The following is a 26,884-nucleotide window of genomic DNA, read 5'->3' as shown; positions in this document are numbered from 1 at the left end:
AGGCACTGCATCCTGTGGTCATCCGTCCGGCCGGTTCGTTTGCGCCGGTTCTTGGATCCGACGGGATGCCTGTTGCGCAACCGGAGACACGCGATGAGAAAATTGATCGTGGGCAGCTTCATTTCGCTGGACGGCGTCATCGAAGCACCAATGGAATGGGCGTCACCGTTCTTCGACGAGGAGATGAAGGAACACTCCTATGAAAAGGCCGGCGAGGCGGATTTTTTCCTGCTCGGCCGCGTCACCTACGAAATGTTTTCGGCGCGTTGGCCGCAGGTCAAAGGCAGCAAGTACATGGATCGCATGAACGGGCTGAAGAAGCTCGTCGCGTCGCGCAGCCTCAAGGAAGTGAGCTGGAACGCGTCGCTGATCGAAGGCGACATCGCTGCCGAAATTGCCAGGATCAAGCAGCAGGCCGGCGGCAACATTTTGAAGTACGGAGTGAGCAATCTCGACCAGACGCTGCTCGCCAACAGGCTTGTCGACGAGTATCAGCTCTCGATCGTGCCGACCCGCGTCGGCCATGGCAAACGCGCTTTCCAGGATGTCGACCCGTCCCTGGTCAGACTGGAGCTTATAGATACCCACCGTTTCAAGAACGGCGTCATTACGTTGACCTATGTCCCGCTATGATCCGTATGCCATGAAGATGCAGCCAAGACTTGACCCGACCGGGCTTTTCGACGTCCGCTACGCCGGTTTTCTGGAGACAGTCGCGCATTTGCGTGGACGGCTGCACCGCTACTGTGCACGCATGACCGGTTCAACGCTCGACGCCGAAGACGTGATGCAAGAGGCGCTGTTCGAGGCCTATCGGAAGATCGAGAAGCTGGACGATGCGAGTGCTCTTGGCCCCTGGCTGTTTCGCATTGCACATAATCGCTGCATCGATTTTCTGCGAAGCCGGCAGGTGCGTCAGCATGCGGAGGCCAATTTCGCCGAAGACGAGATCATCCTGCCGGTCGAGCCGGCGGGCCAGGGCGCGGATCGCGCGATCGAACGGCTGGTGATCCACCTGCCGCCCAAAGAACGCGCCTGCGTCCTGCTCAAGGACGTCTTCGACTATTCGCTGGAAGAGATCGCCGACCTCGTCGGCTCGACTGTGGGCGGCGTCAAGGCTGCGTTGAGCCGTGGCCGTTCGAAATTGGCCGCCTTGTCAGGCGAGCCAATCGTCCGTTCGGAGCCCCAACGCGATCCGGAACTCCTGGAATTGCTCAGCCGCTATGTCGAACTGTTCAACCGCCGCGACTGGGATGGGGTACGGGCGTTGACCAGCGCCGACGCACAATTGCGTGTCGCGGATTGCTTCAAGGGCAGGCTGTCGGAATCACCTTACTTCGTTGAATATGAAAGAGCCTCGACGACCTGGAAAATGGCGGTTGGCGAGATCGATGGCCAGGCGGTGCTGCTCGTGCTCCACCATGGCGAAAACGGTTGGAAGCCGGCCCATCCAGTTCGGATCGAAGCCGCCGGCGGGACCATAAATCGCATCGCCGATTACTATGCCTGCCCTTGGATCATGCCGGCGGCTGGTGCGGTGGTCGTTTCCAGGCCGGCCTAACCAGCAACAGGACATGCAAGTGTCCGGCATCAACCTCAATGGAATGGGATCGATGCCGAACAAGACATAGGCGGCTTACTGAAGCTTCGCCTGCAGGGCGTTGACGTCATCCGTGGTCATTTCGCCGTCGGTCGTCACCTTGCCATCGACGATCTTCCAGAGGCGGAACGGGCCGGTGATGTCGCCGTATTTGTCGAAGGCAACCGGGCCGATGACGCCTTCGTAACGGATCGGCTTGCCATCCTTGATCAGGCCGAGGGCCTTGGCGAACTCGTCCTTGCCGGCATAGATCGGCGTGCCGGCCGGGTCGACCGCCTTGTACATAGCCTCCTTGATCTTGGCCGGATCCTCGGAGCCGGCAATGGCGATGGCCAAGCCGACGATGGCGCCGGCATCATACGACCGGTCGGCCGCCGGGTTCGACGGTTCGATGCCCGAAAATTCCTTGTAGTTCTTGGTGAAATACTCGGTCGATGCGGTCGGGCTGGTGCCGGAGGAAGTGCCGTACGCATCCTTCAGGTAATCCGCGCCAACGGATTCGATGAAGTCCGGGCTGTTCATGCCGTCATTGAGCAGGAATTTCTGGACACCGCCCTGAGAAATCCAGGTACGGGCGATGGTTGCGCCGTCGACAGGCGTGCTGACGAGGTAAAGCCCGTCCGGTTCGCCGGCCATGGCCGCGGTTACCTCCGAGGCATAGCTCGACTGCTTTTCATTGTAGGGCGTGTCGGAGACGATGGTGCCGCCGAGTGCCTTATAGGCGCGCGAAAATTCCGCCACCATGTTGACGCCGAAATCGTTGTTGACGTGGATGACCGACAGCTTCTTGAAGCCTTTGTCGATGGCATATTTGGCGGCAGCGACGCCCTGCAGCGCATCAGATGTGATGGTGCGGAAGAAGATGCCGTTGGTCTTGCCGTCGCGCCCGAGCGCCGTCAGCGTCGGCGACGAGGAAGCAGGCGACACCTGGACTATCTTGGCCGGAGCGGTGACCGAGGTCAGGATCGGGATCGACACCGAGGAGATGATGCCGCCGATGATCACCGGCACCTTCTTGACCTGCACGAGCTGCGTCGCGGCGTCGACCGCAATGTTGCCCTGGCTCTGGCTGTCGCGCGTGTCGGTCGCGAGATCGCAGCCGCGGACGCCGCCCGCATCGTTGATGTCGCGGAAGGCCATCTCGACCGATTTGGCGCCGGCCTGGCCGTACTCGCCGGCCGGGCCTGTCAGTTCCATGACGAGGCCGACGGTGATCTTGCAATCGGCGGCTTGCGCTGCGCCGGCCGCTGTCAGCAGTGCGAGCGCGGTGGTGATCTGAAGTATGGTCTTTTTCATTGTTGTTCCCCTTTTGTTACACGACTCTCATTGATGTCTTGAGCCTGTTCAGCCTTCCGGCATCTGCAGCCAGGTTTCATGCAGATGTCGCCATTCGACGCCGTTGGGCGCCGATGAACTGGTGGTGAAAACGGCACTCGAGCGGCGGCGGCTATGTTTGCCGGCCCGCTGCTGCGTTTCGATGTAGCAGACGACGATCGTGTCGCCTGCCTGCCAGCCGGCCCGGATATCCTCGATCGAGATACTGAAATCGCCATCCGAGGTGGCGCGGCTTGCCCTGACATGGTCAAGCACCGCGTCACGATCGAGGACCTGACCGTCCGGCGCAACCATCTGGAAGCCTTCGCCCATGACGCTTTCGAACCGGTTGAAATCTGCATTGTCCGCACTCGCCGCATTGAACCAGTCGACGAAGAAGCGGTGGAGATCGACCACCTCGGCGCTGGCGCGGGAAAGCAAGGAAGGTTTTTCGTCCGTGGCCGCGTTCATTTCCTGCCTGCATTCAAATTGTAATGCATGATCGAGCCGTGGCGGCCGTGACGGTCGCGTTCCAATGTGTAGACGTCGCCCAGCGGCCCACGGCTTTGCGCGATCACGGCAGCGATCCTCGCCCGGTCGTCGGCATCGAGCGCGACGTCCATGATTCTGGCATTGGCAAGGGCGTACGCCTGGTTGCGGGCGCCGACGATGACGGCCGCCACTTGCGGCTGCTCCAGCACCCAGGCGCTGGCGATGGTGGCGATATCGACGCCGTGGCGGTCGGCGACGGCCTTCAGTATGCGAAGCAACTCCTGGAAAAGCTCCCAGCCACCAAAGTCGTCAATGATCAGCTTGTATTTGACCAGCGATCGGTTTTCGAGCGGCGTCTGCGGCTCGGCAGCGCCAAGCCATTTTTCGCTGAGGAAGCCGCCCGCCACCGAACCGTAGCAGAGGAAACTGACGCCGTGCCGGCTGGCGAGCGCTGCAAGGCTGTTGGCTGGCCGCTGGTCGAGCACCGAGTATTGCAATTGCTGGCTGACCAGCGGCACACCGGCGGCCAGGATCTCGGCCAACCGCGGCGTGTCGAAGTTCGTGGTGCCGATGTTGCGCACCTTGCCTTCCCTGCGGATTTCGTTGAGCCAGCCCATCGCTTCGACGTAGCCGGGCAGCGCACAGTCCCACCAGTGGAACTGCACGAGATCGAGCCGCTCGGTCTTCAGCCGCCGCAGCGACTGCTCGACGATGCCTCTGATGTAGTCGCGGCTGATATTGGAAAGCCTTTCCAGGTCAGGCACCAGCTTGGTGTGCACCTTCATTTTGGTGGCAGCGTCGAGGCCACGCTCATTGGCAAGGCGCAGGCGCGCCGCGCCGATCAGCTCTTCGACACCGGCATAGATATCGGCGCAATCATAGGTCCTGATGCCGGCGTCGAAGGTGGCGATCAGGTCAGTTACCGCCTGTTGGCGGTCGATCGCGCCGTGCCCGCCGGCAAGCTGCCAGCCGCCGCGAATAACGCGCGAGATCGTATAGCCGGGGCTGAGCTCGAAAGCCTTGGCGGTCATCTCCGGTCATTCTCCTTCGGCAGCGGCACCGTCGTCGTTTCGGCATGGCTGAACCGCCGCTTGCCGGTCCTGACGATCCGGAGCCGGCTGGCACAATTGGGATCCGGACAAGCGATCTCGGCGTCCGACGTCATCCAGTCGTTCCTGTGGGTCGGGCGCTGCTTTGCGGCCAGAAGCGGCAACACTGCCGCAATGGAATAGATCGAGAAACCTTGCCCCGCCGGCATCGACAGCATCTCGCCCTTCAACTCGAAATAGTCGCCGGGCTTGGCGCCGCAATAGATCGGCTTGCCCTCGGGGATAACCGCCTCGACGCGAAGGTCGAAGAGTTCGAAACTGTCGTCGGTCTCAGCCATTCAGATCTCCACCCGGGTGAAGGTGATGTCGCAGGCACCGTTGCGGCGGATCACGCCACAAGCGGCTGCGAATTTATCGCGATCCTCAGGCACCACCTGCGCGACGACGCTTCCGGCAAGCCAGCCGATCGGGAACAGCAGGCGTGCACCCGCTCCGTAGAACAGGCCGACGTCAAAGAGGGCATTCGGGTTGCCGCCCCACATGCGCGGCGGCACGTAGGACAACACGATGTCGCCCGGCTGCGGCGTCAGCGTTGCGTTCTCCGCCGGCAAGGGCCTGGCATAGGTTTGGCCCTCAAGTTCGGCTGATGGAACCGGGCAGGAGATTTCCGGCCCCGTCCACATAGCATGGATGCCGGCAACGACGCGCGGCTGCTCGAGATACGCCAGCAGGAAGGCAGCGTTGTCGGGCGCCTTTTCAGGCAACAGCAGCGCGGTCACGGAAAGCATCGAGTGTGGCTCGGTGATGTTGATGCCAGGCACCGTCATGCCCTCAATCCTTCCTTGCTTGTGGATTGGAGCTTGTCGCGCAGAAAGGCGAAGGGCCGGCTGATGTCGGCCACCAGCGCCTCGCGCGCCGCTTGCGCATCCTGCCTGGAAAGCGCTGCGACGATGCTGCGGTGGTAGTGGGCCGTATCGACCTCGCCGGCGTCGGAGAAGGCGTAAATGGCAACGCGGATGCAAGGCCCGGATTGCAACCACAGGCTCTCGATCATCGGGATCAGCACGGCGGAACCGCAGCAACGGTAGATCTCGAAATGGAAGCTCTGGTTGAGCGTGGCCTCGCGGTCGATATCCTTCTTGTGCTTCAGCGCCCGCATCTCGTCCCACTCGCCGAGCATGGCTTCGACCGAAGCGATCTGGCGCGGGTTCATGCGCGTGGCAGCCAGCGCGATCGCTTCGCCCTCGATCAGAGAACGAGCGCGCAAGAGGTCGTCGATGCGCTCCAGCGTGATCGGCGGCACGCGCACCGAACGGTTGGGAAGCGCTTCCAGTGCCTTCTCGGTGATCAACCGTCCGAGCGCCTCGCGCACCGGCATGGTGCTGGTGACCAGCGCGTCGGCGAGGCCGCGGATGGTCAGAACCTGGCTCGGCTCGAAAAGGCCGCCGATCAAGGCGCGGCGCAGCTCCGAATAGACGCGATCCTGCACGGTCTCGCGGCCGACCGGCGTAAGCTGGGCTGCGATCATCTCATTGTTCTTTTCGATGGCGGCCTTCTGCATAGGCAATCCCGGTCTTGGCCGTTTTCGGCTTGCGGAAGAAATTAAAGCCGAATAGCGTGATCAAAGCAAGCGTGATCACAAATCAAATCATAGGCGATGAAGGTCGCTTTTCGGCCAGAGGAATTGATGAGCGACACGACGGAACGGCAGGAGGAGATCCGTACGCCGGTCCTCACGGCCAGGAACGTCCTCAGACGCTTCGGCGGCCTGGTCGCGGTCAACAATGTCTCGTTCGACGTCCGGCCGAGCGAAATACTTGGCCTTATCGGCCCGAACGGCGCCGGCAAGACCACGATGTTCGACCTGCTCGCCGGCAGCATTCTGCCGACCAGCGGCGAAATCCTCCTCAACGGCGTATCGGTGTCGGGGGAAGCTGCCCATCGCCGCATTGGCCGCGGCCTTGGCCGCACGTTCCAGATCCCCCGGCCCTTGCCTAACCTGACGCTGATCGAAAACGTCATGCTGGCCGCGCAAGGGCAGGCCGGAGAAAAACTGCTCGCCAATTTCCTGACGCCCCGGCGGGTCGCTGCCGAAGAAAGGGCTGCCGAGACAAGAGCCGTCGAACTGCTCGAGCTCGTCACGATCGCTCACCTCGCGCACGAACCTGCGCGCGTGCTTTCAGGCGGCCAGCGCAAGCTGCTCGAGTTGGCCCGCGTGATGATGGCCGACCCGGCGATCATCCTGCTCGACGAGCCGGCGGCCGGGGTCAACGCAACCCTGCTCGAGGTCATTATCGACCGCATCCGCGACATCAATGCGCGCGGCATCACCTTCCTGCTGATCGAGCACAATATCGACATGGTGACGCGGCTTTGCCACCGCGTGCTGGTCATGGCGAGCGGCCAGCTTCTGTGCGAAGGCACCCCGGAGGAGGTGGCGCGCGATCCGCGCGTCATCGAGGCCTACCTCGGAGGCACGGCATGAGCCAAAAGGTACTCGATGTCCGCGATCTCGAAGCCGGCTACGAGCCTGGCGTTCCGATCGTGCGCGGCGCTTCGATCACCGTCGACCAGGGCGAGATCGTCGTCGTTCTCGGTCCCAACGGCGCCGGCAAGTCGAGCCTTATCAAGGCCATAGCCGGCCTTGTCCCGATCACCGGCGGCACGGTGCTGCTGGACGGCAAGGATATCACGGCGTCGCCCGCTCACATCATGGTCCGCCTTGGCCTTGCCTTCGTGCCACAGACAGAGAACATCTTCCCGCTGATGTCGGTCGAGGACAATCTCAGGGTCGCCTGCGGCATCCTGAGGCCGCGCGAGGTCCCAGCCCGCATCGAGGAAATGTATGCGGCCTTTCCCGATCTCGCCCGTCAGCGCAGAACGGCCGCGGGCAATCTGTCGGGTGGACAGCGGCAGATGCTGGCCGTCGCCCGGGCGTTGATCGTCCATCCCAAGGTGCTGGTGCTCGACGAGCCGTCGGCCGGCCTGTCGCCGAAATTCGTGGCGATGGTGTTCGAGATGCTGGCCGGCATCCGAAAGTCCGGCGTCACCATTCTGCTGGTCGAACAGAACGCCAAGGCAGCGCTTGCCATTGGAGACCGCGCCTACGTGCTGGTCGAGGGCAAGGAGCGGCACCAGGGCGTCGCCTCCGAGCTCTGGAACGACCCGGTCGTCGCTGAACTCTATCTTGGCCAGCGCCGCCTCGACCTTGGACAAGGAAGCGCGGCATGAACCTGCAATTCGTCGTCGACGGACTGCTGGCAGGGTCGATGATCGGCCTCGGCGCCATCGGCGTGACACTCACCTATTCGATCCTGCGCTTCTCGAACTTCGCCCATGGCGACTTCATGGCCTGGGGCGCCTATGCGACGCTCGCCGTGGTTGGCGCCATTGGCGCGATTTTCGGCAAGATCGCGCCGATCGCGCCCCTCTCCTTCGGTTGGCCGCTGATCGTCGCGCTCATCATCGGCATGGCGGCCACCGGCCTGCTGGCGCTGGCGCTCGACATCGTGCTGTTCGCGCGGCTACGGGCCAAGGGTCAGGCGATCATCGTGGTGATGGCGAGCTTCGGCGCCTCGATGGCGCTGAGAAGCCTGCTCGAATTCATCTTCACCTCGCGTCCGACCTATTTCAGCCGGGCGATCCAGATCGCCATGCCGATAGGTTTCGGCATCCGCATCACCCCGGACCAGATCGCGCTGCTGTTGCTGACCGCCGTGCTGGTGCTCGGCGTGCATCTCCTGATGACGCGGACCCAGACCGGCCGCTCGATGCAGGCATTGAGCCAGAACGCGGCACTTGCCCGCATCGTCGGCATCGACGTCGCCAGGGTGGTGCGCGTCACCTGGATCATCGGTGGCGCGCTGGCCTGCGTCGCCGGCGTCATGATCGGCATTCTCATCCAGATCCGCCCGTTCATGGGTTTCGAGATGCTGCTGCCGATGTTTGCGGCCGCCATCCTCGGCGGCATCGGCAGCGTGCCCGGCGCCGTTCTCGGCGGCCTGATCATCGGCATGGCCGAAGCCGGCGCGGTGCAGCTGATCGGCGCCGAATGGCGGGCAGCCGTCTCGTTCATCATCCTGATGGCGGTGCTGTTCGTGCGGCCCATCGGCCTTTTCGGAGTGAGGGAACGCTGATGGATCTGCTCGGCTACGGCGCCTCTTTCCTGACCACCGCGCTGATTTTTTCGCTCATCACGCTCGGGCTCAATCTGCAATGGGGGCTGACCGGGCTTTTCAATGTCGGGGTCGCCGGCTTCGTTGCCATCGGCGCCTACACCTCGGCGCTGCTGACCACGCCCGACGATGCCGCGCGCCTGGGCGGCTTCGACCTGCCGATCCTTATCGGCTGGCTTGGCGCCATGCTGTTGGGCGGCGTCGCCGCCGCCATCACCGGCATTGCCACGCTACGTCTGAGATCGGACTATCTGGCGATCACTACTTTCGGCGTCGCCGTCGTCGTGCAACTGGTAGCGCTCAATGCCCAGAAGCTGACCGGCGGGCCGTTCGGCATCGGCTTCATTCCGCGTCCGTTCGGCGGTCTTGCCGAAACGCCGTTGCTGTTCAACCTTTCGAACCTTGCGATCGTCTCGGTGGTGACGCTGATCGTCTATCTCGCGCTGGAGCATCTGTCGCGCAGCCCGTGGGGGCGCGTGTTGAAGGCGCTTCGCGAGGATGAGCGGGCCGCGATATCCCTAGGCAAAAGCGCACGGTTCTACCGCGTCCAGGCCTTTGCCGTCGGTGGCGCCATCATGGCGCTTGCCGGTGCGCTGCAGGCGCATTTCACCGGCTTCATCGCGCCGGACAATTATTTGCCGGCGCTGACTTTCCAGGTCTGGGTGATGCTGATCGTCGGTGGCTCGGGCAGCAACATCGGCGCCGTCATCGGCAGCATCCTGGTCTGGGCGATATGGGCCGGATCGGGAGCCTTGACCAGTATGTTGTTCTCGCCCGAACAACAGGCCCGCGCCGCTTCGCTGCAGATCGTCGCCATCGGCGTGATGCTGTGCGTCATCCTTCTGGTCAGGCCGAACGGCCTGTTTGGCGACAGGCCGCGGCGTCCAAGGTTCGGCAAGCGTGCACGCGTGGCCTCGAGCGAGAGCGGCTCATGAACGCTGTGACCCGGCCGCACGGCGTTTCCCTTTGGCATGCCGTCAGCCGCAGTCGCCGCGACCGGCCCACCCTCGAAGGCGCACTCGATGTCGATCTGGCAATTGTCGGCGGCGGGTTTTCAGGCCTTTCCACCGCGCTGCACAGTGCCGAGAAAGGCATCTCGGTTGCCGTCCTCGAGGCGGAAATCATCGCCTGGGGGGCAACCGGCAGGAATGCCGGCTTCGTCGTGCCGAATTTCGCGAAAAGAGACCCCGACGATATCATTGCCCAGCTCGGGCCCGAACGCGGCGAACGCCTTGTCGATTTCGCCGCCGGCAGCGCCGACCTCGTCTTCGACCTGATCAGGCGGCATGCCATCGAATGCGATGCCGTCCAGAGCGGCTGGATACAACCAGCCCATTCAGCGGCCGCTTTGCAAAAGACCAGATCGCGCGCCGAACAATGGGCACCACGCGCAAGGCCGGCTGTTGCGCTGGATAGACAGGCGGTCGAAGAGCTGACCGGCGTTCGCGGTTATCTCGGCGGCTGGATCGACAGATCGGGTGGCGTCCTCAATCCGGTCGAATATGCGCGCGGATTGGCCGACGCGGCGGAAAAGGCCGGAGCGCGCATCTTCGAGCATACGCGTGTCGCGTCGATCGATCACATAGGCGATGGTTGGGCTTTGAAGACGGCCTCCGGTTCGGTACGCGCAGGAAAGGTGCTGGTCGCCACCAACGCCTATGGCGGAGCGCTGGATCGCGCGTTGCAGCGAACCTATTTCCCGCTGAAAATCTTCCAGATCGCGACAGCGCCGCTGCCGCGCGAAATACGCACTCGCCTGCTTCCTGGCGGGCAAGGCGTCGGCGACACAAGACGCAATCTCTTCACCTTCCGCTTCGACAGCGAAAACAGGCTGATCACCGGCGGCATGCATATTTTTGGTCCCGGCGCCGACGCCCGCGTGCCGCGGGCGATCTGGCGGCGGCTTGCCGGGCATCTCGATCTCCCGGACATCCCGCCGCTTGAATACAGCTGGTCGGGGATGGCTGCCGTCGAGCCCGACTTCCTGCCGCACCTCGTCGATCTCGGCCTCGGCCTGATCGCGGGCTTTGCCTGCAACGGGCGCGGCATCGCCATGACCACGAGCATGGGCAAGGTGCTTGCGGATTGGGCTGATGGAACAAAGCCTCAGGATTTGCCGCTGCCGTTTGCGCCGCCGTCGCCGATCCCGTTCCATAGCCTGATGCGGCATGCACCAAACATGGTGCTCCCCTGGAGCATGCTGCGCGACCGGCTGGATGGCTGATCGACGTGCGTCTCCGTCCGCCGTCCTGATACCGAACCGCTAGACTCGCTCAAATCATGTTGTTAACGACAGCGGATGAAGCAGAACTATCTTTATCTCATCATCGGCGCTTTGGCCGTCGCCGTTATTGCGTTGGGGATTTACGTTTATCGCGTGGAGACTAGGCCGAAAGGCGTGGAACTTCGCATCGACGATTCCGGCATTTCAGTTCAGGAAAAATAGACCGCGTAGTCCTGTTGCCCGACTTTGCACTGGAAGTCGGCTTGTACCGCCTCACCCCAACTCCAACGTCGTTATCGCAAAAACTCCGGACTGCATGAGCTGCGGCGCCTTTCCCTTGTACATCCGAGCCGTCTCGAAGCCCGGTTGAAGGCCTGCGGACGACAGCAAGTCTGCAAATTGCCGGCTGGTTTCGGGAACGTCGAGATGGACGTTTCCGGGACCGGACATGTGCGCGAGCGCGGCGAAGAGATGGCTTGCCGCGTCCAGGCTGTCGGCAAAGAGCGGGCCGATCTTGCAGCCGTCCCGGCATTGGCGCGCGACGCCGTATCCCGCAATGGCGCCGTGCTTGAGGATCGCAAGCGCCATATGCGGCGGGCGCAGCCAGTGTTCCAGGAAGGATCGCCTCGGGCCGGGAAAGAAGCGGCGGTCATAGTCCAGTATGTCCGGCACGAGTTCCGGCCCTATGGCGCGAATGTCGTTGCCGACGGCTGCCGGGACATTCGGTGACCCCATGAACCGGATCGTCCGGTAGGCCGGTGCAAAACCCATGCTGCGGTAGTTGGCCTGCTGTTCGACGACACCGTCGAGGCCGATCGTGCGCTTGCCAAGCCGCGCCGTGCCGGCATCCCAAACGACCTTGCCATGGCCTTGGCCACGCTTGTCCGGCCGGCAGATGTAGAGGCCGATGAAGCCGAAACCGTCGCCATAGGCAACGGCCGAAATGCCCGCCGCCATCTCGCCATCGATAAAGGCGCCGATGAAGCCCTGCGGGTCGGCTGCCTGAAACAGCGCGGCATCGTTAAGGCCGGGATTCCAGCCTTCCGCCGCCGCCCAATCGACAAGGGTTTGCACTTCTTCACGTGCGAGCGTTCGGATCGTTCGGGGCATTGCGATCACTCGGCGGCGCCAGGCGCGAAGGATTTCAACGCGCCATGATAGGACTTTGCCAACGGGCTTGCATAGGCGCCGCGCTTGGATGTCGTCAGGCCAAGGGCGATCAATGCCTCGGCCTGTTTCACGGCAGCGCCCACGCCGTCGATGACCGGAAGCCCGAATTCCCGCTGCAGCGCCGCCGCCAGATCGGCCATGCCGGCACAGCCGAGCACGATCGCCTCGGCGCGATCCTCGTCGATGGCGCGCGCAATCTCGCTGCGCAGCCTGAGCAGTGCGTCGGACGCCGGATCTTCGAGGGCAAGAACCGGGATGTCGGCGGCGCGCACGCGTGCCCGCCCCGCCATACCGTAGCGTTGCACCAGGCCTTCGACCGGCACGCGCGAACGTCCGGTGGTGGTGACGACGGTGAAGCGCTGGGCGATGAACGAGGCCGTGCTGAGCGATGCCTCGCAAATGCCGATGACCGGAATGTTGGCCATGGCGCGCGCGGCATCAAGGCCGGTGTCGTCGAAACAGGCAATGATCGCGGCTTGCGCGCCCGAGCGTTCGCCGGCGGCGATCTCGACCAGCAGGCCGGGCACGGCAAGCGCTTCATCGTAATAGCCTTCGATCGACACCGGGCCCATCGTAGAGGTGACGGCAACGATCTTCGTCGATTGAGCAGCGACCGATCGGGCGGCGACCGCGATAGTCTCGGTCATGCTGGCGGTGGTGTTTGGATTGACGACGAGGATCTGCACTGTCAGGCACGCTCGCGGCGGCGGCCGACATAGACGATTGCGCCGAGCGTCAGCAGGATCACCAGGAAGGAAAACACGGTCGTCACGGTGCCCAGCGCATAGAGCACCGGCGTCGTGACATTCGTCGTCATGCCGTAGATTTCGAGCGGCAACGTGTTGAACGTGCCCGAGGTCATCAGCGTGCGGGCGAACTCGTCATATGACAGAGTGAAGCCGAACAGGCCGACGCCGATCAGGCTGGGCGCGATCATCGGCAGCACGACATGGGCAAAGGTCTGCCACGACGATGCTCCGAGATCGCGCGCGGCTTCCTCATAGGCTGGCGAGAACCGGTTGAAGACAGCAAACATAATCAGCACGCCGAAAGGCAAGGTCCAGGTCAGATGGGCGCCGAAAGCGGAGGTGTACCAGGCGGGGCGGAAGCCGATCTGCTGAAAGACGACGCCGATGCCGAGACTGATGATGATCGACGGCACGACCAGGCTGGCGACGGCCAGATAGAACAGTGCGGTTGCGCCGCGAAATTTCTGCCGGAAGGCCAGGCCGGCGAGCAGCGACACGGCGACAGTGACGACCATCACCATCAGGCCAAGGACGAGCGAGCGTTTGAAGCTGCCGCCGAAGTCGCCGACCGCCTGGCGTTCGAACAAATTGGCGAACCAGTGCAGCGAAACGCCGTTCAGCGGAAATGTCAGACCGCCGTTCTCGCCCTGGAAAGAGAGGATCAGGATCGCCGAAAGCGGGCCGTAGAGGAACAACACGAAAAGACCGAAGAACGCCGCCAACACATAGAATTCGAGGGTGCGCTTGTCCTGGCTCATCGCCTCACAGCTCCTTGCGGATGTCGACGATGCGCAGGATGCCCGCGACCATCAGCAGCACCAGAACCAAGAGCACGACGGCGTTGGCGGCGGCTGCCGGATATTGCAGCAGCGACATCTGGTTCTTCATCATCAGCGCGACGGAGGCGCTCTGCCCGCCGGACATCACCTGCACCGTCGAGAAGTCGGCCATCACCAGGGTGACGACGAAAATGGTGCCGATCGCCATGCCGGGCTTGGCGAGCGGAATGACGACGTTCCACAGAACCTGCCAGCCGGAAGCGCCGGCGTCGCGCGCGGCTTCTATCAACGACTTGTCGATGCGCATCAGCGTGTTGAAGATCGGCGTCACCATGAACAGCGTATAGAGATGCACCATGGCCAGCACCACGGCGAATTCGGAATAGAGCAGCCATTCGATCGGCTTCGGGATCAGCCCCATTTGCACCAGCGTCGAGTTGACCAGGCCATTGCGGCCAAGCACCGGAATCCACGAGATCATGCGGATGATGTTGGAGGTCAGGAACGGCACCGTGCAGACAAGGAACAGCACCATCTGCATGGCCGTGGTCCTGATATGGAAGGCAAGGAAATAGGCGACCCAGAAACCGATGAACAGCGTCAGCGCCCAGACGATGGCGGCGTATTTCAGCGTATTCAGGTAGGTTTTCCAGGTGACCCAGGAGCCGAGCGTGTCGGAATAATTGGTGGTCAGGAAATCCGGATACATCGCCGCGAAATCGTAATCCCAGAATGAGACCACGGCGATCATCAGAATTGGCAGCAGGAGGAACGCGCCGAGGACCAGGGCAAGTGGTGTTGCCTGGAGATAGGGGACGAGGGCGCCGATCGAGAGCCGGCGGCGTCTGGCGGGTTTGGCGGCGGCGGTGGCGGGGCGTTCGAGCGCGACTGTCATGAACATCTCGGTATAAGTCAGCGATGCGGCGAAGCCGCCTTTCCTTCTCCCCCTGTGGGAGAAGGTGGCCGAGCGAAGCTCGGTCGGATGAGGGGTGTTCCAGCTTGGCACCAACAGCGCTCCCGGCACCCCTCAACCGTCTTGGCGCTGCGCGCCAATCCACCTTCTCCCACAAGGGGAGAAGGGGAAGACGTTGTACCTACGCAGCGATGAACTCGTTCCAGCGCTTCACCATGTAGCGGTCCTCGTCCATGACCGAGTTCCAGCAGGCGACCTTGCCCATGCGCTCTTCGAAAGAGCCGCCGTCACGCACGGCGCCAGCCTTTTCCATGACCTTGCCGTCCGGCGACAGGATATCGCCCTTTGCCGGCTTGCCTTCGATCCAGTAGCCCCACTCGTCCTCGGACATAAACTTCTTGGCCGACACCATGTTGGCCGAGTAATAGCCCTGGCGATTGAGATAGCCGCCAACCCAGCCGGACGTGTACCAGTTGATGTATTCATAGGCGGCGTCGAGTTCGGCGCCGGAGAGATGGGCTGCCAGGCCAAGCCCGCCACCCCAGGACCGGTAGCCTTCCTTGAGCGGCTGGAAGCGGCACGCGATGCCCTTGGAGCGGACCGCGGCCACGGCCGGCGACCACATTGACTGGATGACCACTTCGCCTGAAGCCATCAGGTTGACGCTTTCGTCGAAGGATTTCCAGAAGGCGCGGAACTGGCCGGCTTGCTTGGCCTTGATCAGGAAGTCGATCGTCTTGTCGATCTCCTCCTTGGTCATGTTGCCCTTGTCGGCGTATTTGATGTTGCCCGTTGCCTCCATGATCATCGCGGCATCCATGATGCCGATCGACGGGATGTTGAGGATGGCGGTCTTGCCCTTGAAGGCCGGATCCATGATGTCGGCCCAGGTGGTGATATCGCGGCCGACGAGGTCGGGGCGGATGCCGAGCGTATCGGCATTGTAGATCGTCGGCACCATGGTGAACCAATTGGTCGGCGCCTTGGCGAAAACCTTGCTGTCTTGGGCCTCGACGTAACCGACCGTATGCGGTGCGGTGCCCTGGGCAATGACGCTGTCGGGCGTCAGCTTGCCGGTTTTGAACAGCGGCACCAGCTCGTCGTAATATTTCAGCTTGGTGACATCCATCGGCTGCAGGACGCCTGTCGGGAACACCTTCTTGCAGATCCAGTATTCGATGTCGGCGATGTCGTAGCTGTCGGGCTGCGTCACGGCGCGCTGCGCGGCGGCGTCGGAATCGGTTGCTGTCATCTCCAGCGTGATGCCGAGATCGGCTTTGCACTTGTCGGCGATGGCATTGAGATTGGACACGCCGGTGCCGAACTGGCGCAGCGTGATGTTCGATTGCGCCCAGATGGTCGGAAAGCCTGATATGGCGCCGGAACCGGCGGCGAAACCGACGGCGGCGGCACCTGTCTTGAGCAGCGAACGTCGCGATATTCCAGTCTTCTTGTCGGTGGTGTTGGTCATGTTCAGTTCCCCTGTTTTGGTTGGTTATGCTGGATTTCAGGAATCGAGACGGCCAAGGACGATCGCGTCCTCGGCATCCCAGGCGATCGGCACTGCGTCGCCGACGGCAACCGGCCTGGCGAAGAAGCTGGTGTCGTCGACGATTACCGTGAAATCCTCGATGCCGGCGCCATTGACCGAGAGCTTCACGGTCGAACCGCGGTACTCGACGTTTGAAACGATGCCGGTGAAGCCGAGCCCGGCTGCCGGCGGCTCGCCGATGCGCACGTGGTCGGTGCGAATGGCGATGTCGATGGGTTCCCCGGTCTCCCTGCCCTGCCCGCTGGCGGCGAGCGCGACGCCGCCGGGCACATCGAAAACGACCATGCCGTCGCGACTGCCGGCGACGCGCCCGGAGATGACATTGTGGTCGCCCATGAAACGAGCGACGAAGGCCGTGGCCGGCCGCTCGAACACCGTGCGAGGGTGCGCCGCCTGCTCGATACGGCCGTCGTTCATCACCACGATCAGGTCGGCCAGCGCCATCGCCTCTTCCTGGCTGTGGGTGACGTGGACGAAAGTGATGCCGAGCGACGTCTGCAGCTTCTTCAGTTCGGCTCGCATGCGGATCTTCAGGAAAGGATCGAGCGCCGAAAGCGGTTCGTCGAGCAACAGCGCCTCGGGATCGGTGATCAATGCGCGCGCAAGAGCAACGCGCTGCTGCTGCCCGCCGGAAAGCTGCGCCGGGCGGCGGCTGGCATAGGCCTCCATCTGCATCAGCTTCAGCATGTCGAGTGCCTTGGCGCGGCGCTCCTCCTTGCCGACGCCTTTCATCTTCAGGCTGAAGGCGACATTGTCGATCAGGTCGAGATGCGGAAACAGTGCGTAGGACTGGAACATCATGGCAGTGCCGCGCCTGGCCGGCGGCAGGTCGGTGACCACTGTGTTGCCGAGACGCACGTCGCCACTCGATATGCTCTCGTGCCCGGCGATCATGCGCAGCGTCGAGGTCTTGCCACAGCCGGACGGACCGAGCAGGCAGCAATAGGTTCCCGCAGGGATTTTCAGGCTGATGCCTTCGACGGCAGTCGTCGCGCCATAGACTTTCGAAACGGACACAATGTCGATTTCGGCGGCTTTGGACATCCAGCTTCCCCTTTGGTCGGATTAGCCAAAGCATCATGCGTGCCAGTTGCGCGCCGCCACACCAACCGACTGAATCCTCGAAGAAATCAGGGCCGCCTCTATATAGCTGCCGATACGTCGCCCTTGTGCAATGCACAAATTATAGGCGATTGCCGCCGATCTTCGCAAAGATCGTATGCAATCTTTTTCATTTCTGTATTCACTTTGTCTCTCGTCCAAGCGATGCGATTCAGGGTAGAAGAACGCAGGACCACTGCCATGAACATTGCCGACCAGACCTTCCCTGCTATCGAGGCCGCCAACGAGGATCGCGCGCAGGCGATCCGCGACCAGTTGCGCGACGCGATCGTCGATCGCCGGCTGGCGCCGGGAACAAAGCTTTCCGAAGGCGAAGTCGGCACGCTGTTCGATGTCAGCCGCACCGTGGCGCGTGCGGCACTGCAGATGCTTTCCTTCGAAGGATTGGTGCGCACCGAGCGCAATCGCGGCGCCTTCGTCGCCAATCCGTCGCCGGAGGAAGCGCGGCAGGTTTTTGCTTCGCGCCGGCTCATCGAACCAGGCATCGCGATTGCCGCCGCCGGACGGATGACGCCGGCGCATGTCGCCGCGTTCAAGGCCCAGATCGACGAAGAAGGCCGTTTCATCGCCGAACGCGGACCCAACGCAAGGCGATCGGAGATCAAGGCGTCGGGGGATTTTCACCTGCTTCTGGCGTCGGTCGCGGGAAACGTCATCCTGCAGCGCTTCATGGAGGAATTGGTCGCTCGTTCATCGCTGGTGATCGCACTCTATGGCCGCTCGGGCATCTCGAGCTGCGGCCACAACGAACACACGCAGATCCTCGAGGCGCTGGAAAATGGCAATGCCGAACGCGCCAGCGCGCTGATGCTGCACCACATCGACCATATCGAGGCCGACCTCGATCTGCGCGTCAGGAGCGGCCCGGCACTCAGGCAGGCGCTCGAGTTCTGAGATCGCGTCAACGCACGATCCTCACACACATCGGCGTGCCAATTTCGATGGATCGGCCGGTGTCGGTCAGCCGGCCGGTTGCGGCATCACGGGCGAAAATCGAGATGCGGTCGGCATTCTGGTTGGCCGAGAACAGATGGCCGCCCGAGGGCGTCAGTGCCAGATTGCGCGGCGTGGCGCCGCCGCAAGGCGTATAGCCCACAAGGGCAAGCCTGCCGGTTTGCTGGTCGATCGAAAACACGGCGATGCTGTCATGGCCGCGGTTGGAGCCGTAGAGAAAGCGGCCGTCAGGCGAGATCTGGATGTCGGCGCAGTGATTGCCGTCGCGCGCCTCGGGCGGCACGGCCGGCTTGCTGTCGATCACCGTAAGCTTGCCTGATGCTTCGTCCAGCGCCAGCGAGACAACCGTCGAATCCAGCTCGTTCATGACGAACACGAAGCGACCGCCCGGATGCAGTGCGAGATGGCGCGGACCCGCGCCTGGCGCAAGCGCCGACTCGGCGAGCTTCGTCAGGCTGCCGTCTGAGCCGATGCGATAGGACACCAGCCGGTCGATGCCGAGGTCAGCGACGATCGCCATGCCGCCGGCAACCGTCTCGGTTGCGCTATGGGCATGCGGCCGCTCCTGGCGGGCAGGATCTGGTCCGGTCCCGCTATGGGCAACGCTCGACAACGGCGCTGTCAGGCCGCCATTCTCACCCAACCCATAGACCACGACCGAGCGATCGGGGCCGCCCTCGCCCATGCCGTAATTGGCGACCAGCAGCTTCGTCCGGTCGCGCGTGATGGCGTTGTGCGCCGTGATGCTGCCCAGCGTCGGCTGCTTGTTGATGTAGGACAGCGTGGCGGTCTGCCTGTCGAAACGGTAGGCCGAGACCACCCCTTCGCGCCAGGTGAACACTTCTGAGTTGGCATAGATGTGGGAGCCGTCCGGCGTCACCGACAGGAAGGTGGGATTGTCGATGTCTCCCGTCTCGGCCAGTTTCTTCGTCTGCAGCGTCCCTTCGTCGAAACTGTAGACACCCAGCCCGATGCCGCGCGCGCCCTGAAAATACGGGGCGTCGCGATTGAGGCTGCCGACGAAAACCAGACAGGCATTCTGCATCACTTCCTCCCTTGTTCCGCCGGCATTGGCCCCGACGGAGCAGGCAAAATTTCGCCTGTTCACGCTTGCAACACAACCCCATATGTGAAAATACTATTCACAAAAGAAGATTGACGGGAGGATCGATCATGCATTTCGCTGGTCCGCGGCGCGCCCTGATGGACGATTCCCGCTCCCAAAGGAAGTCGTCATGAGCGGTTTCGCGCCAACCGTGGGCGTGGCATCGACACACCCCGCCAACATGCCTAGGGATCACGCCGACCTTCCCGTCTGGAACGCGGAGAACTGGTTCTACGAAGACTGGCCGGTCGGCCAGAAGATCCGCTCGCTGCGCCGGACCATTGCCGAGGGCGACAGCCATCTCTTCAACACGCTGGTGCTCGACATCCATCCATACGTGCAGGACCAGATGTTCGCCGAGACGCAAGGCATTTTCGGCAAGCGGCTGGTGGCAGGGGCCTTCGTGTTCTCGGCCGGGCTCGGTCTCGTCGCCACCAATTGCATCAACGCCTTTTCGTATGGCTACGACAAATTGCGCTTCATCAAGCCGGTGTTCATAGGCGACACGATCTATTCGATCCGCTCCAACCTCGACAAGAAGCCAAAATACAAGGAAATGGGGCTGATCCGCGCCAGCTATGAAGTCTTCAAGGGTGAAGGCGAGCTCGTGCTTTATTGCGAGCACCTGCAGACGGTGAAGTACCGCAATCCGGCCGATTTCGCCGGCAAGACGGAGAAATAGGCAATGGCTGCCATTGCCGAACTGCCGCTGACCGGGCTCATCGTTGTCGATATGAGCCAGTTCTTGTCCGGGCCTTACTGCTCGCTGCGACTGCTCGACCTCGGCGCTCGCGTCATCAAGATCGAACGGCCGGACGGCGGCGATCTGTCGCGCCGGCTCTATCTCAGCGACACCGAGATCGGTGGCGATTCCACCATTTTCCATGCGATCAACCGCGCCAAGGAAAGCCTTGCCATCGACTTGAAGGACGAGGCCGACCTTGCGGCGCTGCGCGGCCTGCTGGCCAAGGCCGACGTGCTGATCCAGAATTTCAGGCCCGGCGTCATCGAACGCCTGGGCTTCGATTACGAGGCGGTGCGCAAGATCAATCCGCGCCTGGTCTACGCCTCGATCAGCGGCTATGGCGAGGAAGGCCCGTGGGTCAAGCGGCCCGGGCAGGATCTGCTGGCGCAGGCCCGCTCCGGCGTGATGTGGCTGAACGGCGACGAGGACCAGGGGCCGGTGCCCTTCGGCCTGGCGATCGCCGACATGCTGGCGGGTTCCGCCGCCGCGCAAGGCATCCTCGCCGCACTGGTGCGGCGCGGCGTGACCGGCAAGGGCAGCCATGTCGAGACCAGCCTGCTCGAAGCGCTGGTCGACTTCCAGTTCGAGGTGCTGACCACGCATCTCAATGACGGGCGCCGGCTGCCGCGGCGGTCGAGCTTCCGCAGCGCGCACGCCTATCTCTCGGCGCCCTACGGCGTCTATCCGGCCAAGGGCGGCTATCTGGCGATCGCCATGACGCCGATCTCGAAACTCGCCGATCTCCTCGGGCTCGAGGAGCTTGCGCCCTATCGCGACCAGCCGTCGACCTGGTTCACCGCCCGCGACGAGATCAAGGCGATCATCGCGCAAAAGATCGCAACGAAGACGGTCGACGAATGGCTTGCCATTCTCGAGCCTGCCGACATCTGGTGCGCCAAGGTTTTGACCTGGCCGGAAATGATGGCCAGCGAAGGCTTCCAGGTCCTCGACATGCTGCAGACGGTGACGCGCGAGGATGACGTTTCGATCCTCACCACGCGCTCGCCGCTCAGGGTAGACGGCATCCGCGCGAAGGTCGAGCGGGCCGCGCCACGCATCGGCGAGCACAGCGCAAAAATCCGCGCTGAGTTCGGGCTGTGAGCGACGTCACGCTCAAAGGCATGACCTGGAGCCATCCGCGCGGCTATGACCCGATGGTCGCCTGTTCGGCAGTGTGGACGGAACGCACCGGCGTCGCCGTTGAATGGGACAAGCGCTCGCTGCAGGATTTCGAATCCTTCCCGGTCGAGGAACTGGCTCGTGCCTACGACCTGATCGTCGTCGACCATCCGCATGTCGGCCAGATCACCGCCGAGAACTGCCTGACGCCGCTCGATGTCGCCGGCCGGGAAGGCGAGCGTGCAGCACTTGCGGCGGGCAGCGTCGGCCGGTCCTTTCCGAGCTACAACTGGCAAGGCCGGCAGTGGGCGTTTCCGATCGACGCGGCCAGCCAGGTGCAGGCATGGCGGCCCGACATGCTTTCGGCTGCGCCGGCGAGCTGGGCCGATGCCCTCGATCTGGCCCGGCAAGGCCACGTGCTGTTGCCGCTCAGGCCGCCGCATTCGCTGATGGTGTTCTACACGCTTGCCGGCAATCTCGGCCGACCCGCCAGTGAAGGCCCTGGCGACCATGTGGATCCGGCAGCGGGCAAGCAGGTCTTCGAGATGATGCGCGAGATCGCAGCCCTCGTCGACCCGGCCTGTCTTGGCATGGATCCGATCGCGGTTCTGGAGCAAATGGCCGGATCCGGCTCGCGGATCGCCTGCGCGCCGCTGATCTATGGCTATGTCTCCTATGCCATCGCCGGGTTTCGACCCAACCGCCTGGCTTTCGCGGATATTCCGGCCGCTGGCAATGCCGGCCCCAAAGGCTCGGCGCTCGGCGGCACCGGCATCGCCGTGTCGGCCTTCTCGAAGGCCGGACAGGAAGCAATCGACTTCGCCTACTGGATCGCCAGCGGTGACGTGCAGCGCGGCCCTTACGCCTCGGCCGGCGGCCAGCCCGGCCATGCGGCAGCCTGGGCGGATGCCGCCGTCAACGCCGCCGCCGGCAATTTCTACAAGGACACGCGGGCCACGCTCGAAGGTGCCTGGGTCAGGCCGCGGCACGACGGCTACATGGCGTTCCAGCAGGCGGCGTCCGATCGCATCAATCTCGGCCTGAGCGAAAGGCACAATGCCGCTCGCGTCGTTGCCGATCTCAATCGCCTGTTTCGGGAGAGCCTTTCGACGCAGGTGTCCGGCGTTGCCGGCGGAGGAGCCTGAACAACCGAACGGAGGAGAACATGAACAGCCTGATCCGCGGCCTTATGGCCGCAACCGCACTTGCATCGGTCACGACCATAGCCTGCGCTCAAGACGTTTCGGGCGTGATTGCTGGATTGCCGACCGAACTGAAGGCGCAATATGACGGCGCGCCGCAAAAGGTGCTGCCGTCGGCCTGGGATAATTTCACGCCGCCGCCAAAGCCATGGAAATGGTGCCACTCCGAGTCCTACCAGGGCAATCCGTGGCGCGTCACCGTCACCAAGGAGTTGAAGCGGCTGGTCGACGGCCTGATCGCCGACGGCACCGTGGCGAGCTTCGAGGTGTCGGATTCCAACAACGACGCCAGTCAGCAGATCAACCAGATCCGCGCCTTCATCGACAAGAAATGCTCGATCATCACCTCGATCCCCGGCTCGGCGACGGCGCTGGACGATGCCATCGATGCCGCAGCCAAAGCCGGCATCCCCTTCATCACGGCAGCTGGGTCGGTGACCAGCCCGAATGCGATCAATGTCGATTCCAACTATGCGCGCTGGGGCTATGACATGATGACGGCGATCGGCAAAGCAATGCCGGACGGCGGCAGCGTGCTTCTGGTCGAAGGCATTGCCGGTCACCCGATCGTCGTGCAGGAGCGCCAGGGTGCCGACAAGGCGCTGGCCGAAAATTCAAAGCTCAAGGTCTCGCGCAGCGTCAACGGCAATTGGACGGCCAACGTTACCAAGACGGCGGTGCTGCAGGCAATCGCCACCAATCCGGCGCCGATCGATGCAGTGTGGACGACGGGCAGCGAAAGCCGCGTCGTCGCCGAGGCCTTTGCCGAGGCCGGCCGCCCTGCCCCGCTGATCACCGGCTCGATCACCGGCGATGCGCTCGGCTACTGGAAGGCCAATCCCGACAAATACCGCTTCGAAGGCCATGCGGTTCTGCCGCACTGGACGGCCGAGACGCTGTTTCGTGTCGGGGCGCGCATGCTGGATGGGCAGAAACCCAAGCTCAACACGCTGCTGATCCCGATTCCGCCGGTGCACAATGCCGACCTCGGCGCCTGGTACAAGGACTGCATGACGCCGGACGCCGTCTCGATCTTCCCGGTCCCGCCGAAGGATCCGATGCCGGAGGAATGGCTCGATGCCTATTTCGCCAATCCGGCACCGACCAAGGGCTGGGACTATTCGAAGGTGCCGGACGCCTGCGCCAAGTAGCATTTATGAGGGCCGGCTCCGCACCAGCGGTGCCGGCTTTCTACATCAGGATTGCTCATGCTGGAAGTCCAGGCCATCTCGAAACGCTACGGCGAAACGATTGCGCTGGCCAATGCCTCCATCGCATTCCGCGCCGGCACGATCCACACCATCCTGGGCGAGAACGGTTCGGGCAAGAGCACCCTGGTCAAGCTGCTGTCGGGGATCGTGCAGCAGGACAGCGGCGCGATCCTGCTCGACGGAGCGCCCTTTACCGGCCTCTCGCCGGCGGCGTTCCAGACCGCCGGGTTGGCCACCGTGTTCCAGGAAGTGCTGATCGCGCCTGACCGTTCGGTGACGGACAACATCCTGCTCGGCCTCGACGGCCTGCTGACGCGCACCGTGCCGCGCGCCGAGCGGCGGCAACGCGCGCAAGCGGTGCTGAAGCGCTTCGCGGTGACCGAGATCCCGCTCGACCAGTTGGCCGGGCAAGTGCCGCTTGCGGTTCAGCAATTGGTAGTGCTCGCCCGCGCCGTGGTGCGCAGCCCGCGCATTCTCATCCTTGACGAGGTTACAGCGGCGCTCGACTTTGCCGATCGCGAGGCGGTCTTTGCCATGATGCGCAAGCTTGCCTCCGAAGGCTGCCTGATCCTGTTCATCACCCATCGCATGGACGAGGTGATGTCGCTTTCGGACCGGATTTCCGTGCTGCGCGGCGGCAGCGTGGTGACGACTGAGGAACGCGGCACGTCCACCGCATCCGAACTTCTCAGAGCGATGGCGCCACGCACGGCGGCGGAGCTGGCGCATGGCTGATCGCGCCAGCCTTTCGGTGCGTGGCCTGGTGATCGCGCCGGGCGCAAGCCCCATGACGCAAACCATTGCGCCGGGCGAGATCGTCGGCCTTGCCGGCCTCGACGGCCACGGACAGGAGCGGTTCCTGAAAGTGCTGGCCGGCCTGGAACGCCCGGCCGGCGGCGAGGTGACCGTCGAGGCGCCAACCGGAGCGCGCGCGATCACCAATTTCCGCAAGGCGGTCGCCGGCGGCATCGCCTATTTGCCGCGCGACCGGCGCACCACCGGCATTTTTCCGACCCAATCGGTGCTCGACAATTTTGCCGTCTCGACGCTGTCGCGCGATATGCGTTTCGGTCTGCTCAGCTTCGCCGCGCGGCGGCAGCGCTATGAACGCTATCGGGACAGACTGTCGATCATCGCGCCACGGCCGGACGCCCCGATCACCACGCTTTCCGGCGGCAATCAGCAGAAGGTGCTGCTGGCCCGCGCATTGGCGTTGGAACCGGCGATCCTGCTCCTCAATGATCCGACGCGCGGTGTCGACGTGGCGACGCGCCATGTCCTCTACGATGTGTTTCGTGGACTGGCGGCGGACGGCATGGCTCTGGTCATCCTGTCGAGCGAAATCGAGGAGATCCTCCTGCTTTGCCATCGCGTGCTGGTATTTCGCGAACAGCAGGTCGCGGCTGAAATCACCGGAGACGCGATGAAAAGCGATACGGTGATCGCCGCCATGTTCGGGCGCGCGGCATGAGCGGGTTTCGGCGCATGGCGGCGCGATGGCGCGGCGCTGGCTTTGCGGCAGTGCTGTTGGTGATCCTGATCGCGGTCAATCTGCTGCTCAATCCGGCGCGCTTCCATCCTGCCGCCTGGGGCGCGCTGATCGGGCTCGCCGCGCCGCTGATCGGCGCAGCGGTCGCCTCGGCTCCAGTGATCCTCGCCGGGCGCGGCGGCATCGACATTTCCGTCGGGCCATTGATGGGCTTCGTCAATGCGATGGCGATCCAGCTGCTGTTCCTCAGGCTCGGCATGTCTTCGCCGCTGTTCATCGTGCCGGCGGCGCTTCTGATCGGCGCGATCGTCGGCGCCGCCAACGGCTTTCTGGCGACCATCGTCCGCATCCAGCCGATCGTCGCAACGCTCGGCACCTATCTGATCCTCACCGGCATGACGCTGACCATCCTGCCGGCGCCGATCGGTCCGGCGCCGGGCTGGCTGAAGGCCATGGCCGGCCCCTGGTCGGCGCTGCCGCTGGCGCTGATCTTGCTGTTCTGGTGGCTGGTGCGGCAGACGCCTTACTACGACCAGCTGATGGCGGTGGGCAGCGACGACCGCGCCGCCTACACGGCCGGCATTCCGGTGACGAAAGTACGTTTCATAGCCTATGTCATGACCGGCATACTTGCCGCCTGTGCCGGCCTCATGCTGACCGCCCTGATCGGTTCGGCCGACCCTAATATCGGGCCAACCTACACGCTGATCGCGATTGCCGCGGTGGCGCTCGGTGGCGTCAGCCTTGCCGGCGGACGCGGCGGGCTCGCCGGGGCCGCGATCGGCGCTGTCGACATCTTCCTGCTGCAGAGCGTGCTGACCGCCTTCAACGTCTCCACCTATGTGCTGCAGATCGCCTATGGCGCGATCCTGGTTGTGGCCGTGATCATGACGGCGCTGCAGGAGCGGCTATCAGGGCGGAAAGGCTGAGAAGCATGAGCCGGAACTGGTTCCAATCCACCAATGCCCGCGTCGCCGGTGCCTTTGCCGTCGCTGTCGCCTTGCATGTCCTTGGCACCTTGCTCATCCCGGGCTACTCCCAGCCCTTCGCCATCCGGGCGCTGCTGGTGATCGCCTCGCTGCTGGCGGTGGCATCGATCGGCCAGACCCTCGTCGTCATTCTCGGCGGTATCGATCTGTCGATCCCCTTCATCATCGGCTTTGCCAATGTCGTTGCCGCACAGCTCTACGGCGACGGCTGGAATTTTGTTTTTGTCTGCGCGGCCGTCGTCGCGCTCGCCATACTGATCGGGGCGCTGAACGGCCTGATCTCGCGCGGGCTCGACATCCACCCGCTGATCGTCACGCTCGGCACCGGCATGATCGTGCAAGGTGCCGTCCTGTTGTGGACCGGTGGCTTTCCGTCCGGATCGGCGCCTGCAGCGGTTTCCGCCTTCGTTTCGATCGGCGGTTCGGTCGGACCGCTGCCGGTGCCGGGGCTGGTGCCATGCGTCGCGGTGCTGACCTTGCTGGTGGCGCTGGTGCTGGCGCGCACGCCCTACGGCCGCCGCCTCTATGCCCTCGGCAGCAATCCAGGTGCTGCGCCGCTGGCGCTGATCGATCCGGTCCGCATGTGGACCGTGACCTATGCCGCGAGCGCCTTCTTCGCCGCCGCGGCCGGCGTGCTGCTGCTCGGCTTCACCGGTTCGGCCTATGGCGATGTCGGCCAGCCCTATCTGTTCCAGACGATCGCAGCCGTGGTGGTCGGCGGCGCCGCCCTTGTCGGCGGCCGCGGCAGCTATTTCGGCACCATTGCCGGCGTCCTGGTGCTGACGGAAATCAACACGCTGCTGATCGGGCTCGGCTTCCGGCCCTCGACCGTGCAGGCGGCACTTGGCCTGGTCATCGTGCTCCTGGTTTCGCTCTACGGTCGCGAGCGGCACGTGTCGGCGACGATCTGAGGCCACCTATTCGTTTGAGC

The 26,884-nt window shown here is 63.6% G+C and carries 30 protein-coding genes; 17 read left to right on the top strand and 13 right to left on the bottom strand.

The window, feature by feature from the left end:
• The first annotated feature begins 93 nt into the window (after positions 1-93).
• Positions 94-633: a dihydrofolate reductase family protein gene (locus tag NKI54_RS08990; protein WP_023676056.1), complete on the top strand. Its 540-nt coding sequence runs from the start codon at positions 94-96 to the stop codon at positions 631-633.
• A gap of 10 nt (positions 634-643) precedes the next feature.
• Positions 644-1,561, top strand: a complete 918-nt coding sequence (locus NKI54_RS08985; RefSeq protein WP_352575528.1) for a sigma-70 family RNA polymerase sigma factor — start codon at positions 644-646, stop codon at positions 1,559-1,561.
• A gap of 75 nt (positions 1,562-1,636) precedes the next feature.
• On the opposite strand, the gene NKI54_RS08980 is transcribed toward NKI54_RS08985, so the two are convergent.
• The 6 genes from NKI54_RS08980 to NKI54_RS08955 are packed head-to-tail and all read right to left on the bottom strand — an operon-like array spanning position 1,637 to position 6,016.
• Positions 1,637-2,896, bottom strand: a complete 1,260-nt coding sequence (locus NKI54_RS08980) for an ABC transporter substrate-binding protein (RefSeq protein WP_352569314.1) — start codon at positions 2,894-2,896, stop codon at positions 1,637-1,639.
• Between the two features lie 48 nt (positions 2,897-2,944).
• On the bottom strand, positions 2,945-3,385 hold the full coding sequence (locus NKI54_RS08975; protein WP_352569313.1) for a DUF4440 domain-containing protein: 441 nt from the start codon (positions 3,383-3,385) through the stop codon (positions 2,945-2,947).
• On the bottom strand, positions 3,382-4,437 hold the full coding sequence (locus tag NKI54_RS08970) for an aldo/keto reductase (protein WP_352569312.1): 1,056 nt from the start codon (positions 4,435-4,437) through the stop codon (positions 3,382-3,384). Before NKI54_RS08970 ends, NKI54_RS08975 begins: the two co-directional genes overlap by 4 nt.
• Positions 4,434-4,793 carry a TIGR04076 family protein gene (locus NKI54_RS08965; protein WP_352569311.1) on the bottom strand — a complete coding sequence of 120 codons (360 nt, stop codon included), beginning with the start codon at positions 4,791-4,793 and terminating at the stop codon, positions 4,434-4,436. The genes NKI54_RS08970 and NKI54_RS08965 overlap by 4 nt, the downstream gene beginning before the upstream one ends.
• Complete coding sequence (locus NKI54_RS08960) at positions 4,794-5,282, bottom strand: DUF3830 family protein (RefSeq protein ID WP_352691202.1); 489 nt, start codon at positions 5,280-5,282, stop codon at positions 4,794-4,796.
• Complete coding sequence (locus tag NKI54_RS08955) at positions 5,279-6,016, bottom strand: GntR family transcriptional regulator (RefSeq protein ID WP_352505374.1); 738 nt, start codon at positions 6,014-6,016, stop codon at positions 5,279-5,281. Before NKI54_RS08955 ends, NKI54_RS08960 begins: the two co-directional genes overlap by 4 nt.
• Positions 6,017-6,142: 126 nt before the next feature.
• Between NKI54_RS08955 and NKI54_RS08950 the strand changes: the two genes are divergently transcribed.
• From NKI54_RS08950 to NKI54_RS08925, 6 genes are all read left to right on the top strand, one after another.
• Entirely contained in the window at positions 6,143-6,940 is a 798-nt protein-coding gene (locus tag NKI54_RS08950) for an ABC transporter ATP-binding protein (RefSeq protein ID WP_352569310.1), read from the top strand.
• Positions 6,937-7,686: an ABC transporter ATP-binding protein gene (locus NKI54_RS08945; RefSeq protein ID WP_352452381.1), complete on the top strand. Its 750-nt coding sequence runs from the start codon at positions 6,937-6,939 to the stop codon at positions 7,684-7,686. Before NKI54_RS08950 ends, NKI54_RS08945 begins: the two co-directional genes overlap by 4 nt.
• Positions 7,683-8,591 (top strand): branched-chain amino acid ABC transporter permease, encoded by a 909-nt coding sequence (locus tag NKI54_RS08940; protein ID WP_352569309.1) that lies wholly within the window; start codon positions 7,683-7,685, stop codon positions 8,589-8,591. The genes NKI54_RS08945 and NKI54_RS08940 overlap by 4 nt, the downstream gene beginning before the upstream one ends.
• Positions 8,588-9,565, top strand: coding sequence for a branched-chain amino acid ABC transporter permease (locus NKI54_RS08935; protein ID WP_352691294.1), 978 nt, complete (start codon positions 8,588-8,590; stop codon positions 9,563-9,565). Before NKI54_RS08940 ends, NKI54_RS08935 begins: the two co-directional genes overlap by 4 nt.
• Positions 9,562-10,854, top strand: a complete 1,293-nt coding sequence (locus NKI54_RS08930) for an NAD(P)/FAD-dependent oxidoreductase (protein ID WP_352691198.1) — start codon at positions 9,562-9,564, stop codon at positions 10,852-10,854. Before NKI54_RS08935 ends, NKI54_RS08930 begins: the two co-directional genes overlap by 4 nt.
• A 75-nt stretch (positions 10,855-10,929) precedes the next feature.
• Positions 10,930-11,076, top strand: coding sequence for a hypothetical protein (locus NKI54_RS08925; RefSeq protein ID WP_352634466.1), 147 nt, complete (start codon positions 10,930-10,932; stop codon positions 11,074-11,076).
• 51 nt (positions 11,077-11,127) lie between these two features.
• On the opposite strand, the gene NKI54_RS08920 is transcribed toward NKI54_RS08925, so the two are convergent.
• From NKI54_RS08920 to NKI54_RS08895, 6 genes are all read right to left on the bottom strand, one after another.
• Positions 11,128-11,964 (bottom strand): GNAT family N-acetyltransferase, encoded by an 837-nt coding sequence (locus NKI54_RS08920; RefSeq protein WP_352691196.1) that lies wholly within the window; start codon positions 11,962-11,964, stop codon positions 11,128-11,130.
• Positions 11,965-11,969: 5 nt separating this feature from the next.
• Positions 11,970-12,710: an aspartate/glutamate racemase family protein gene (locus NKI54_RS08915; RefSeq protein ID WP_352691194.1), complete on the bottom strand. Its 741-nt coding sequence runs from the start codon at positions 12,708-12,710 to the stop codon at positions 11,970-11,972.
• 2 nt (positions 12,711-12,712) lie between these two features.
• A complete protein-coding gene (locus tag NKI54_RS08910) occupies positions 12,713-13,531 on the bottom strand; it encodes an ABC transporter permease (RefSeq protein ID WP_352451583.1) in 819 nt (272 codons plus the stop codon).
• A gap of 4 nt (positions 13,532-13,535) precedes the next feature.
• On the bottom strand, positions 13,536-14,447 hold the full coding sequence (locus NKI54_RS08905) for an ABC transporter permease (RefSeq protein WP_352691292.1): 912 nt from the start codon (positions 14,445-14,447) through the stop codon (positions 13,536-13,538).
• 199 nt (positions 14,448-14,646) lie between these two features.
• On the bottom strand, positions 14,647-15,936 hold the full coding sequence (locus NKI54_RS08900) for an ABC transporter substrate-binding protein (protein WP_352451581.1): 1,290 nt from the start codon (positions 15,934-15,936) through the stop codon (positions 14,647-14,649).
• Positions 15,937-15,972: 36 nt separating this feature from the next.
• Complete coding sequence (locus tag NKI54_RS08895; protein ID WP_352691192.1) at positions 15,973-17,061, bottom strand: ABC transporter ATP-binding protein; 1,089 nt, start codon at positions 17,059-17,061, stop codon at positions 15,973-15,975.
• Positions 17,062-17,319: 258 nt separating this feature from the next.
• Between NKI54_RS08895 and NKI54_RS08890 the strand changes: the two genes are divergently transcribed.
• On the top strand, positions 17,320-18,033 hold the full coding sequence (locus tag NKI54_RS08890) for a GntR family transcriptional regulator (protein WP_352691190.1): 714 nt from the start codon (positions 17,320-17,322) through the stop codon (positions 18,031-18,033).
• Positions 18,034-18,040: 7 nt separating this feature from the next.
• Here the strand turns inward: NKI54_RS08890 and NKI54_RS08885 are convergent, their stop codons facing one another.
• Positions 18,041-19,138, bottom strand: coding sequence for a lactonase family protein (locus tag NKI54_RS08885; protein ID WP_352691188.1), 1,098 nt, complete (start codon positions 19,136-19,138; stop codon positions 18,041-18,043).
• A gap of 190 nt (positions 19,139-19,328) precedes the next feature.
• On the opposite strand from NKI54_RS08885, the gene NKI54_RS08880 reads away from it, so the two are divergent.
• From NKI54_RS08880 to NKI54_RS08845, 8 genes are read left to right on the top strand one after another with little or no spacing between them, the layout of a single operon-like run.
• On the top strand, positions 19,329-19,880 hold the full coding sequence (locus NKI54_RS08880) for a MaoC family dehydratase (RefSeq protein ID WP_352455282.1): 552 nt from the start codon (positions 19,329-19,331) through the stop codon (positions 19,878-19,880).
• Between the two features lie 3 nt (positions 19,881-19,883).
• The gene (locus tag NKI54_RS08875; protein WP_352590347.1) at positions 19,884-21,044 is read left to right on the top strand and encodes a CaiB/BaiF CoA transferase family protein; all 1,161 of its coding nucleotides are present in this window, start codon (positions 19,884-19,886) and stop codon (positions 21,042-21,044) included.
• Between the two features lie 20 nt (positions 21,045-21,064).
• Complete coding sequence (locus tag NKI54_RS08870; protein ID WP_352691290.1) at positions 21,065-22,207, top strand: extracellular solute-binding protein; 1,143 nt, start codon at positions 21,065-21,067, stop codon at positions 22,205-22,207.
• Positions 22,208-22,227: 20 nt separating this feature from the next.
• Complete coding sequence (locus NKI54_RS08865) at positions 22,228-23,415, top strand: ABC transporter substrate-binding protein (RefSeq protein ID WP_023676081.1); 1,188 nt, start codon at positions 22,228-22,230, stop codon at positions 23,413-23,415.
• A gap of 57 nt (positions 23,416-23,472) precedes the next feature.
• Positions 23,473-24,210 (top strand): ATP-binding cassette domain-containing protein, encoded by a 738-nt coding sequence (locus tag NKI54_RS08860; RefSeq protein ID WP_023676082.1) that lies wholly within the window; start codon positions 23,473-23,475, stop codon positions 24,208-24,210.
• Positions 24,203-24,946, top strand: a complete 744-nt coding sequence (locus NKI54_RS08855; RefSeq protein ID WP_352472917.1) for an ATP-binding cassette domain-containing protein — start codon at positions 24,203-24,205, stop codon at positions 24,944-24,946. The genes NKI54_RS08860 and NKI54_RS08855 overlap by 8 nt, the downstream gene beginning before the upstream one ends.
• Positions 24,943-25,893, top strand: a complete 951-nt coding sequence (locus NKI54_RS08850; protein ID WP_352691185.1) for an ABC transporter permease — start codon at positions 24,943-24,945, stop codon at positions 25,891-25,893. The genes NKI54_RS08855 and NKI54_RS08850 overlap by 4 nt, the downstream gene beginning before the upstream one ends.
• A 5-nt stretch (positions 25,894-25,898) precedes the next feature.
• Positions 25,899-26,864, top strand: a complete 966-nt coding sequence (locus NKI54_RS08845; protein ID WP_023676085.1) for an ABC transporter permease — start codon at positions 25,899-25,901, stop codon at positions 26,862-26,864.
• The last annotated feature ends 20 nt before the right edge of the window (positions 26,865-26,884 follow it).

The sequence above is a fragment of the Mesorhizobium sp. M0663 genome (assembly GCF_040320585.1).
Lineage (GTDB): Bacteria > Pseudomonadota > Alphaproteobacteria > Rhizobiales > Rhizobiaceae > Mesorhizobium.
The sequence above is the reverse complement of the archived record's forward strand: the minus strand, read 5'-3'. Positions and strand labels throughout refer to the sequence as shown.

Bases quoted from the DNA above. Each gene is read 5' to 3' on its own strand.
- NKI54_RS08990 (WP_023676056.1), top strand. From the start codon at position 94: ATGAGAAAATTGATCGTGGGCAGCTTCATTTCGCTGGACGGCGTCATC.
- NKI54_RS08985 (WP_352575528.1), top strand. From the start codon at position 644: ATGAAGATGCAGCCAAGACTTGACCCGACCGGGCTTTTCGACGTCCGC.
- NKI54_RS08980 (WP_352569314.1), bottom strand. From the start codon at position 2,896: ATGAAAAAGACCATACTTCAGATCACCACCGCGCTCGCACTGCTGACA.
- NKI54_RS08975 (WP_352569313.1), bottom strand. From the start codon at position 3,385: ATGAACGCGGCCACGGACGAAAAACCTTCCTTGCTTTCCCGCGCCAGC.
- NKI54_RS08970 (WP_352569312.1), bottom strand. From the start codon at position 4,437: ATGACCGCCAAGGCTTTCGAGCTCAGCCCCGGCTATACGATCTCGCGC.
- NKI54_RS08965 (WP_352569311.1), bottom strand. From the start codon at position 4,793: ATGGCTGAGACCGACGACAGTTTCGAACTCTTCGACCTTCGCGTCGAG.
- NKI54_RS08960 (WP_352691202.1), bottom strand. From the start codon at position 5,282: ATGACGGTGCCTGGCATCAACATCACCGAGCCACACTCGATGCTTTCC.
- NKI54_RS08955 (WP_352505374.1), bottom strand. From the start codon at position 6,016: ATGCAGAAGGCCGCCATCGAAAAGAACAATGAGATGATCGCAGCCCAG.
- NKI54_RS08950 (WP_352569310.1), top strand. From the start codon at position 6,143: ATGAGCGACACGACGGAACGGCAGGAGGAGATCCGTACGCCGGTCCTC.
- NKI54_RS08945 (WP_352452381.1), top strand. From the start codon at position 6,937: ATGAGCCAAAAGGTACTCGATGTCCGCGATCTCGAAGCCGGCTACGAG.
- NKI54_RS08940 (WP_352569309.1), top strand. From the start codon at position 7,683: ATGAACCTGCAATTCGTCGTCGACGGACTGCTGGCAGGGTCGATGATC.
- NKI54_RS08930 (WP_352691198.1), top strand. From the start codon at position 9,562: ATGAACGCTGTGACCCGGCCGCACGGCGTTTCCCTTTGGCATGCCGTC.
- NKI54_RS08925 (WP_352634466.1), top strand. From the start codon at position 10,930: ATGAAGCAGAACTATCTTTATCTCATCATCGGCGCTTTGGCCGTCGCC.
- NKI54_RS08920 (WP_352691196.1), bottom strand. From the start codon at position 11,964: ATGCCCCGAACGATCCGAACGCTCGCACGTGAAGAAGTGCAAACCCTT.
- NKI54_RS08910 (WP_352451583.1), bottom strand. From the start codon at position 13,531: ATGAGCCAGGACAAGCGCACCCTCGAATTCTATGTGTTGGCGGCGTTC.
- NKI54_RS08905 (WP_352691292.1), bottom strand. From the start codon at position 14,447: ATGACAGTCGCGCTCGAACGCCCCGCCACCGCCGCCGCCAAACCCGCC.
- NKI54_RS08900 (WP_352451581.1), bottom strand. From the start codon at position 15,936: ATGACCAACACCACCGACAAGAAGACTGGAATATCGCGACGTTCGCTG.
- NKI54_RS08895 (WP_352691192.1), bottom strand. From the start codon at position 17,061: ATGTCCAAAGCCGCCGAAATCGACATTGTGTCCGTTTCGAAAGTCTAT.
- NKI54_RS08890 (WP_352691190.1), top strand. From the start codon at position 17,320: ATGAACATTGCCGACCAGACCTTCCCTGCTATCGAGGCCGCCAACGAG.
- NKI54_RS08885 (WP_352691188.1), bottom strand. From the start codon at position 19,138: ATGCAGAATGCCTGTCTGGTTTTCGTCGGCAGCCTCAATCGCGACGCC.
- NKI54_RS08880 (WP_352455282.1), top strand. From the start codon at position 19,329: ATGAGCGGTTTCGCGCCAACCGTGGGCGTGGCATCGACACACCCCGCC.
- NKI54_RS08875 (WP_352590347.1), top strand. From the start codon at position 19,884: ATGGCTGCCATTGCCGAACTGCCGCTGACCGGGCTCATCGTTGTCGAT.
- NKI54_RS08870 (WP_352691290.1), top strand. From the start codon at position 21,065: ATGACCTGGAGCCATCCGCGCGGCTATGACCCGATGGTCGCCTGTTCG.
- NKI54_RS08865 (WP_023676081.1), top strand. From the start codon at position 22,228: ATGAACAGCCTGATCCGCGGCCTTATGGCCGCAACCGCACTTGCATCG.
- NKI54_RS08860 (WP_023676082.1), top strand. From the start codon at position 23,473: ATGCTGGAAGTCCAGGCCATCTCGAAACGCTACGGCGAAACGATTGCG.
- NKI54_RS08855 (WP_352472917.1), top strand. From the start codon at position 24,203: ATGGCTGATCGCGCCAGCCTTTCGGTGCGTGGCCTGGTGATCGCGCCG.
- NKI54_RS08850 (WP_352691185.1), top strand. From the start codon at position 24,943: ATGAGCGGGTTTCGGCGCATGGCGGCGCGATGGCGCGGCGCTGGCTTT.
- NKI54_RS08845 (WP_023676085.1), top strand. From the start codon at position 25,899: ATGAGCCGGAACTGGTTCCAATCCACCAATGCCCGCGTCGCCGGTGCC.